Source organism: uncultured Gimesia sp., assembly GCF_937910335.1.
Classification (GTDB): Bacteria; Planctomycetota; Planctomycetia; order Planctomycetales; family Planctomycetaceae; genus Gimesia.
The window spans coordinates 1-8,017 of record NZ_CALEMX010000485.1 but is presented as its reverse complement, the minus strand read 5'-3'; the positions used below and the strand labels follow the sequence as shown (position 1 = coordinate 8,017).

Annotated in this window: 8 protein-coding genes and 1 pseudogene; 7 read left to right on the top strand and 2 right to left on the bottom strand. The window is 47.4% G+C overall.

The window, feature by feature from the left end; translation table 11 throughout:
• The 3 genes and pseudogenes from Q0668_RS25980 to Q0668_RS19675 all read left to right on the top strand — a co-directional run.
• Nucleotides 1-104, top strand: a pseudogene (locus Q0668_RS25980) (30S ribosomal protein S21); the annotation flags it as partial.
• Nucleotides 105-884: 780 nt separating this feature from the next.
• The gene (gene rpsU, locus Q0668_RS19680; RefSeq protein WP_298867771.1) at nt 885-1,037 is read left to right on the top strand and encodes a 30S ribosomal protein S21; all 153 of its coding nucleotides are present in this window, start codon (nt 885-887) and stop codon (nt 1,035-1,037) included.
• A gap of 368 nt (nt 1,038-1,405) precedes the next feature.
• Nucleotides 1,406-2,695 (top strand): MFS transporter, encoded by a 1,290-nt coding sequence (locus tag Q0668_RS19675; protein ID WP_298867770.1) that lies wholly within the window; start codon nt 1,406-1,408, stop codon nt 2,693-2,695.
• A gap of 26 nt (nt 2,696-2,721) precedes the next feature.
• Here Q0668_RS19675 and Q0668_RS19670 read toward each other — a convergent pair whose 3' ends face one another.
• Nucleotides 2,722-3,501 carry a methyltransferase domain-containing protein gene (locus Q0668_RS19670; protein WP_298867769.1) on the bottom strand — a complete coding sequence of 260 codons (780 nt, stop codon included), beginning with the start codon at nt 3,499-3,501 and terminating at the stop codon, nt 2,722-2,724.
• Between the two features lie 1,315 nt (nt 3,502-4,816).
• Between Q0668_RS19670 and Q0668_RS19665 the strand changes: the two genes are divergently transcribed.
• Nucleotides 4,817-5,281 carry an RDD family protein gene (locus Q0668_RS19665; protein ID WP_298867767.1) on the top strand — a complete coding sequence of 155 codons (465 nt, stop codon included), beginning with the start codon at nt 4,817-4,819 and terminating at the stop codon, nt 5,279-5,281.
• A gap of 239 nt (nt 5,282-5,520) precedes the next feature.
• Here Q0668_RS19665 and Q0668_RS19660 read toward each other — a convergent pair whose 3' ends face one another.
• Nucleotides 5,521-6,120 carry a GNAT family N-acetyltransferase gene (locus Q0668_RS19660; RefSeq protein ID WP_298867765.1) on the bottom strand — a complete coding sequence of 200 codons (600 nt, stop codon included), beginning with the start codon at nt 6,118-6,120 and terminating at the stop codon, nt 5,521-5,523.
• A 417-nt stretch (nt 6,121-6,537) separates the two neighbouring features.
• Here Q0668_RS19660 and Q0668_RS19655 point away from each other — a divergent pair, with 417 nt between their 5' ends.
• The 3 genes from Q0668_RS19655 to Q0668_RS19645 all read left to right on the top strand — a co-directional run bounded on the left by Q0668_RS19655 (nt 6,538) and on the right by Q0668_RS19645 (nt 7,912).
• Nucleotides 6,538-7,029 (top strand): Imm7 family immunity protein, encoded by a 492-nt coding sequence (locus Q0668_RS19655; RefSeq protein WP_298867763.1) that lies wholly within the window; start codon nt 6,538-6,540, stop codon nt 7,027-7,029.
• A gap of 90 nt (nt 7,030-7,119) precedes the next feature.
• On the top strand, nt 7,120-7,602 hold the full coding sequence (locus Q0668_RS19650; RefSeq protein WP_298867761.1) for a zinc-ribbon domain containing protein: 483 nt from the start codon (nt 7,120-7,122) through the stop codon (nt 7,600-7,602).
• Nucleotides 7,603-7,654: 52 nt separating this feature from the next.
• Complete coding sequence (locus Q0668_RS19645; protein ID WP_298867759.1) at nt 7,655-7,912, top strand: hypothetical protein; 258 nt, start codon at nt 7,655-7,657, stop codon at nt 7,910-7,912.
• Nucleotides 7,913-8,017 lie beyond the last annotated feature (105 nt).

The following is an 8,017-nucleotide window of genomic DNA, read 5'->3' as shown; positions in this document are numbered from 1 at the left end:
TGCGCCGCCGCGAGTATTACGAAAAGCCAAGTGATGAAAACCGAAGAAACCGCCGCCGCGCCGAACGCCGCGCCCGACTGACTCGCCTGCAGGGCAATCAGTAATCACCGGACATCTTTCGAGATAATATAACGCACTCGAATCACGAGTGCGTTTTTTTATGCGCGGTGTGAAGTGGTGTGTGGTTTCAAATCACTGTCGGGCTATACTAGTAGCCGACTGTGCCACCCGGCCGCTTCGCGGTAGAAACTCTTTGCGATCTCAGTATCGAGTGAAAACTTTTTTCAAAGCAGTGCTGATTGTTCAGACTACTTCTCGAATAACTTGGAAAAAGTCACCTGGGGTGAAGCCTGTCATCCAGGTACGAATGTCACTTGGTCCGACGTAGTCGAATCTGGATGGCACGACTCCCGAATCGCCGTAATCAGTAAACGCTACGAACAACTGCAAGTCGGCACAAATTTCCAAGGAGCGTTCAAGAAAGGCCGCAAGTTCCCTTCGGGCAGATTCAGCCTCGTCGTAGTCGCCTGAGAAGCCGCAAGCGTCACCAGTATGCCGAGTGCTGATGTAATATAGGAAGCGTGTCGAAAAGATGACTTGAGAGTCGTAGGACGCGGCTTTGTCGAGAGAATCAACGTATATATGCCCATCGGTTTCGTCATGTCTGTCTGGCGTGTATTGTAAGATAGGCAGTGGCTCTACCGAACCGAGAACGAGAGGATGGCACATGAATTCTCCATTGGACTGACTATCGGACTATGTCACCAGCTAGACACAAAGAACGCTATCTGGTTCGCCCTGCAAACCCTCAGAGAGGAGAAAGCGAATTCTACTTTCTCAAGAGGCTTAAAAAGGATCAGATCCCGATATAGTCTTTCGAATCAATTCAGGAGGCAGTAAAACGGTTCCGTAAGATTGTAGAGCACGCTGGCATTAAAAAAGAAATGCGCCGCCGCGAGTATTACGAAAAGCCAAGTGATGAAAACCGAAGTAACCGCCGTCGCGCCCGCTTGACCCGTTTGCAGGGCAACCAGTAATCATCGGACATCTTTTGAGATAATATAACGCACTCCAATAACGAGTGCGTTTTTTATGCGCGGGGTGAAGTTGGGGATATTTCAAATCAGTGTCGGACGAGCAATTCGACAGTGGTCGCCGGTTCTGCGCCTTAGTAAAATCTCTTTGCCGTGGCGGTCGATGCAACCGCCGGCATACTACACAAGGAGTTGCTGCGATAGCTAAAGGTCCGTTCTGCGTCGTGTCAGTCATCGGTTTGTGGATGAGCCGATGTTTGTGGGGTGAAGTTCGAGTTTGGGGGTAATTCGCGGCTTGGTGGATTGACAAATTTTGGTTGGTGCCCCATGGTTGGTTACTCTCAACAGTTCTTCCTTTACTGGAACCTCGTATGCAAAACCTCGATCGGCAATCATCGTCTCTTCGTCGGTCCATCTCGCTCCTCGCACTGATTGTGGCAGGCGAAGCGGCCTTCTTTCTGCCGTTTGTGCTTCCCCGCATATTTCGACCGACATTGTTGGAAGTGTTCCATCTGACCAACTTAGAACTGGGGGTCGCCTTTTCGGTGTACGGCGTAGTCGCAATGCTGGCGTACTTTCCGGGTGGGCCCCTTGCGGATCGGTTTTCGGCTCGGAAGCTCATGGCTTTCGCGTTGCTCGCTACCTCAATTGGTGGTCTGGTACTGGCATCAATACCGTCGCTGGCGGAACTCAAAGTGCTGTATGGTTTCTGGGGTGTCACGACGATTTTATTGTTTTGGGCACCCCTTATTCGAGCCACGCGTGCGTGGGGCGGGGCCAATCTACCTGGTCGCGCCTTTGGAATGCTCGACGGAGGACGTGGACTGGTTGCTGCTGTCATTGGCAGTGGTGCGGTGGTGTTATTCGCCTTCTTCATGCCCGAGGAAGTGCAAAGTGCTACACCTGACCAGCGGGCTAACGCCTTTCGGCAAGTCATCTTTTTGTTCTCGGGGATCACGTTTGGCGCTGCTGTATTCGTATGGTTTGCTTTACCAAGGTGGCGCGAACCGTCTGATGACTTACCGTCCGATGACTTACAGAACAAGCTCCAGCCAAAAGGAGTCGGGCGTTTGTTGCGAATGCCGACGGTGTGGCTGCAAGCAGTCGTTGTTGTCTGCGCGTATGTAGGATACAAGGGTTTGGACGATATTTCGCTGTACGCCTTCGACGTGTTGGATTTCGACGAAATTCAAGCGGCCCGGGTCGGCACACTTTCGATGTGGGTTCGGCCTTTCGCGGCGATTGCTGCGGGTTTTCTGGCCGATCGCTTTGGCGTTACGCGGATGGCGATGTTGAGTATGCTGGTGTTTGGAATGGGCAGCGCTGTGATTGCCTCCGGTGCATTTCGTCCCGGCATGATTGCGTTTTTCTTTGTGATCATGATCGCTACCAGCGCAGCGGTGTTCGCTTTGCGAGGGCTGTATTATGCGATCATGGAAGAAGGACGCGTGCCGTTTGGTGATACCGGCGCCGCAGTGGGTATCGTCTCGGTGGTCGGATACACGCCCGATATCTTCATGGGACCATTGATGGGTGTTTTGCTGGATCGATGGCCGGGTGAGTTGGGACATCAATACGTGTTCGCAGTACTTACCGGCTCTGCGATGATTGGTCTGGTGGCGTTGATCTTTTTCTGGCGGATCGTGCGACGCTCGATGTGAACGCGAAGCTGATCGGCAGGATTGCCTTAGTCCTCGATACCATATTGTTCGAGAAAACCTTCGGGGATCGAGGCCGTCAAGCGTCCTACCAGTGCATAGTAGAACAGCTGCGTGCCTTCCATCGAAAGGCGGTGTCGGTAACGTTCGAGATGATAAATATCCAGGTACTTCGAGAAGATCAATTCGCGGACGAGACGCGAAAATCCTGTTTGCTCGGTGTGATCGAGAAACGTTTCCTTGATATTGAAAGCCAGCCAGCCGTCGGTTCGAATGAGCTTTACGGCATTGAAGAAGGCGCGTGGGGGAATGTCACCAAAACCGAGCGCTGCGACGCAGGTTAAGCAGTTAAAACGCCATTCGCGGAGTTCTTCAAGCACGTCGTTGTCCAGGTTTGTAAAGTCTTTGATATAGTAGTCGTCGTAGACGGTAGATCGGTCTCGGAAAGCCGCCTCGCGTGCTTCGGGGATGATATCCGCGCCCACCAGCCTGGCAACGCCGTTGCGTTTGAGGACTTCGCCCATCATTCCGTTGCCAGCCCCCAAGTCGATAACGCGCAATTCGGTAACAGGTTCGCGGACGGTATCAAGCGCACGTTGCAGGAGATCGGCTACTTTTTCAGGTGAGTTACAACCAAGTCGCTCGTAAAAGAGCTGCTCATACAAGCCAGGCCGCTTGTAGATCTCGTCGTAATCGTGGAATCTTAAACGCTTCTCTTCACCATTCTCAATGAGAGTAAAGAAGATTTCATCTTGCTCTAGTTTCTCAGAGTCGGATGGTGGAAATTGAATTCGGTATCGATTAGGCATAGCATGTAGCTTAGCAGTGTCAGGGTATACGTGCAACGGACTCTGTTTCCTTTGCATCTCGCCGCACTCTTTCCTTTCTCAGTAAGGAGTAAAAACTGTCAGGCTTGTGTTGCGCGAAAACGAGATGCGTTTTTTAATCGCGGTATGAAGTTGAGGGCGGTTACTCATCACTGTCGGGCAAGCCGACTGTGCCATCCGGTGAATTGCGATTGGTAAGAAATCATGCTTGTTTGAGCGGTACGGCGCTACCCGCTGTTGCTCTGATTTCTATAATGGCGGCCAGATCGTGTTTCTTATTTCCAATAGTTCTTTGCAACTTGTGAGGGACCGTGGCTAACGCCATTCGGCTAATGATCAAAAACAAGATCAGCCGCAAGGCATTAGCGGCGGTTAATACCGATCTCGTTAAAGGTGACTTTCCTAAGAATGATCCTCAAAACGATTAAATAAACACCACCTGACGCCGACCCGCTCAGATATTCAGTTAGGGCTGGTTGTTGATATCGGATGGCATTTTTGTGCGTGGGTTGATTGCACTGACGTCATTGTTGATTATTTTCTACCACGAAAAGCACGAAAGACACGAAACGATTTGTTGTTGCGATTTCTGCTCTCGCGGGAGGACACATGGGTTCTCCCCTACGCTTACTTGAGGTTGGCTTTACATGATTAGCTTGCTCTCGTTTTCATTTCTGTTTTTGTTGCTAACGGCGGTCAGGTCGTGTTTCTTATTTCCAATAGTTCTTTGCAACTTGTGAGGGACCGTGGCTAACGCCATTCGGCTAATGATCAAAAACAAGATCAGCCGCAAGGCATTAGTGGCAGTTAATACCGATCTCGTTAAAGGTGACTTTCCTAAGAATGATCCTCAAAACGATTAAATAAACACCACCTGGAACCGTGGCGCCGATTTTATTCTGAGCGGCAAACGAGTTGCAGAGGTTGGATTACCACGAAAAACACGAAAGGCACGAAAATGTGTCATTTGTGGATTCAATAAACGTGTGGGGCGGCCTCGAATGCAATTCGGGGTTGTTGTTAATCAACAGGAAACTGTCGGGGCCTTTGGATCGAACAGAGGACGCTTACGATTGATGGTTCTGTTGCTCTGTCAGATTACTGCTCGCTGAGCTCGGCCTGCATATGATGTTATAAAGCTTTCTGTTGACTGGGTGTTTCAGTTTGGTACGATTTTTATATAGTCTGAAAAGACCTGTGTTAATCATATCTACCAGCGGTTACAGAATCGTGTAAGTGGATAACAAGTTAGCCGACTGAAATCTACCAATTTAATCAACCCGCAAAGGCTGCCTTCATGCAAGAAAGTGATCCTCAGGCTGACCACCAACTAGACCCGAAGGATCCAATTCGGCCACTTCCTGTGGATTCGCCACAAGGCACGCTTAGACCAAGATACTTTGCTTCAATCTGCGACAATTTTATGGCAATGATTGGGTCTGCTATTATAGCAAAGCAATTCCCTGATTCTCAAATTGCTTTACAAGGTGCCGTTGTAGTGGCTTGTTATTTTGCGTACTACCTGTTTTTTGAAGGTATCTTCTGCACGACACCGGCAAAATATGTGGCAGGACTTACAATACGGAATTTTGATGGTGGGCGTTGTTCATTTCTCCAGACACTGGTTCGCACACTTTTTCGCATTGTCGAAGCCAATCCACTTTTGATTGGTGCCTTACCTGCCGCTGCTAGGATATTCTTGTCTCGCGACAAGCAGCGCTTTGGTGATAAACTCGCACGAACCGTGGTTGTCCGTCGGTAACGGTCGATTACCTGCAATGACAAATTTAGATGGCGGATCACCAGCGCATGCACCGGGAATCTCGGGTCGCGCGGGGTGTTGTTGGGGTAGTTTCATATCACTGTCGGGCAAGCCGACAGTGCCATCCGGCCGTTGATGTTATAGGGGTTATTTACTGCTTTATGGTGTTGCTGGATTTTATTTTTTGCCCAATAGAATTCTAGACGGTTAAAATATAACGGTCGATTCCCCGGACATTGTTAGGCTTTTAGTTTATAAATCATCGTCGTTGATGCACCAAATCCGAGTAATCCTCTTAAGAATTCAAACGTTTCTGTTTTTGTAGCAACAAATCCAAGGCGTTCGTATAAACGTTTCGCATTGGGGTTTGTATCAATGACATCCAGTCGAATTGTTGAATAGTCATTCTTCGATGCATAAGCTTTTAATATCTCCAGAATCTGTGTTCCGATTCCGCGTCCACGCAAATTCTGATTTACAACGATGCCATCCATCAGTAATTCTGAGTGATCCGGTTTCCGATGATAGAGGCTGAAAATTGAAACGGCACGTAAACAACCCCAAACACCTAAATGTTTGAATAACGATTTCAAACTGATTCCTTTAGTAAGCGAGCCATCTGTTGATTGGAAACCCGCAATTCCGATAAGATTTCCCTCAGAGAGTGCGGCCGCAGAGAAGTCGAGTCTCAAGCCTTCAGACAATACTTTAAGACGTTTTTTCTTGTCTGGTATCGCAACAGAGAATTTTTCTCCAAACGCCTCCTCAAATAAGTTTACAACATCAGCGCGAAGTGACTCTGGAGCACCGATTTGAAAGATGATTTCATCTGCGTTCATCGAGGTTTCACCTTGATATTAGTAATTTGAAAAGCCACCAATGAAATTATAGCAGCTAATGATTGGTTATAAATCGCTTTGCGACTCGTATTGCAACTAGGGACCAGGGTGTTGTCGTTAAAATGTCTGGACCGGCGAGCAAACAAAGAATGAGGATGTTGAAAAATGAGGAAAAGCAAATTATAACGAAATAGCAGAAGAACGTATTGACTGATCCAATCGAGATTGACTTTTCTCATACTAAAGATTGAATCCTTATTACTTTCCGGGCTTACCCTTTTCTCGAACTTTTCTTTCAGGTTTGTGTCTGTGTTGGATATCGTGATTGAATCCAGCTAATGTCTGTAAGTTGCGATTTCGACGAGTTGCGTGCAGCTTCTCCAAATGAGAAATATAGATAGTTAAAAGGAAAATTTCATGATGCTCGGTTTTGGTTGGTGCCACCTGCGCAGTAGTCGTTTGCCTTTGGTTGAAGCTACTTTTGCTAATGTTGAATCAATCGATACTGAGATCGATCGGGCGGATGAAGAACTATGGCAGAACTTTCGAGAGTGGATGAAACTCTCTGCTGGTCTGTTTCTGCAATGGCAACTTTTTGAAGCACTCAATAATCATCAGGGCTTATTGACATATTGTGTGTCACGTAATCACAGAACTTCGGCGGTCTGGGAGATGCTCGAATGGATTGCTACAAACGGTCCTGGAAGTTATGGTTTATTTTACTGTCATGATGACGAAGACTTTATGGATCTAACTGGCCATGACCGAAAAATACCGATGGATTATGACAATGTTTTCCGAGTTCACCGTTTGCTCAACGGGGAACTGACAGAAACAGACGATCCTTTTTTGGGTATGATTGAGGGGGGCATCGACCCGATGCACCCCTATAATTCAAATGAAGAATGATTGTCTTACCACAAGATTCTTATCAAAGGCAACTTATGGAATATCATGCAGTTGAAAGATCGGTTACCCATCTAAGGAACAGGAAATCAGATGGATAATATTTTTGGTGAAGTCAATTCGAGGGGTATGTCTCAATCCTTTTTTAATGGATTTTTCGATTTAGACCACGATTCGGCGATACGTGCTGATATTACTCATCAGAATTACTCTGTGTGCCCACGGTACTGGTATGTGGATGCAAAGGCTCATTGCTTCCAGTGTAAAGCACTGTATTGGTTCAATGCGGACGAGCAAAAAATCTGGTACGAACAATATAGGTTCTACGTGCATTCCTCTCCGAAAGAATGTCTGAAATGCCGAAAACACAACCGTCGAAAAAAAGAATTACGTCAAGAATATGACCGAGAAATAAAAACGGTTCTGGAATCTCGCGACTTGGATTTGAAAAAACAGATGGCAGAGCTGATTGACCTGCTATGCTCCTTTGGGATTGATTTACCGGATCGAATGCATGAGAACCGCCGCACGCTGGCAAAACAAATCGCCACAAACACTCCGTCAAATGACCGGTAATTCACAAAATATAGGGTAGCCCCTTTTCTATTTCCATGATACGGATTGATCGATGTCGGACGATTCCTTAAAACAAAGAATATTTGATTCTCTGAATCAATTTGCGCTGGGAGAACTTGATCTAGAAAGTCTGATTGATTCGATTAAGCTCAATGCCAGTGCCCTTGAGAAGATGCCTTATGCATTGATACAAGAGATGGATGATGTTGAGTCTCACCTCACAATGGCACGAGATCTTGAGGAAGAAGGTTGTGAAATGGAAACAGAAATTGAGGAGTTGATTTTGGTCCTTCAATCTTGTCTTAAATAGGTGCCGTCATAGTGTGGTTCGGTCTACCGTATAACAAGCGGCAGCACTGACGGGCGGACACATGGGTCTTCCCCTAGTGCGCCTGCAAGCGCATCGAATCAGCGA

Excerpts from the sequence above, each read along its gene's own strand:
- Q0668_RS19675 (WP_298867770.1), top strand. The coding sequence starts at position 1,406 with ATGCAAAACCTCGATCGGCAATCATCGTCTCTTCGTCGGTCCATCTCG.
- Q0668_RS19670 (WP_298867769.1), bottom strand. The coding sequence starts at position 3,501 with ATGCCTAATCGATACCGAATTCAATTTCCACCATCCGACTCTGAGAAA.
- Q0668_RS19665 (WP_298867767.1), top strand. The coding sequence starts at position 4,817 with ATGCAAGAAAGTGATCCTCAGGCTGACCACCAACTAGACCCGAAGGAT.
- Q0668_RS19660 (WP_298867765.1), bottom strand. The coding sequence starts at position 6,120 with ATGAACGCAGATGAAATCATCTTTCAAATCGGTGCTCCAGAGTCACTT.
- Q0668_RS19655 (WP_298867763.1), top strand. The coding sequence starts at position 6,538 with ATGATGCTCGGTTTTGGTTGGTGCCACCTGCGCAGTAGTCGTTTGCCT.
- Q0668_RS19650 (WP_298867761.1), top strand. The coding sequence starts at position 7,120 with ATGGATAATATTTTTGGTGAAGTCAATTCGAGGGGTATGTCTCAATCC.
- Q0668_RS19645 (WP_298867759.1), top strand. The coding sequence starts at position 7,655 with ATGTCGGACGATTCCTTAAAACAAAGAATATTTGATTCTCTGAATCAA.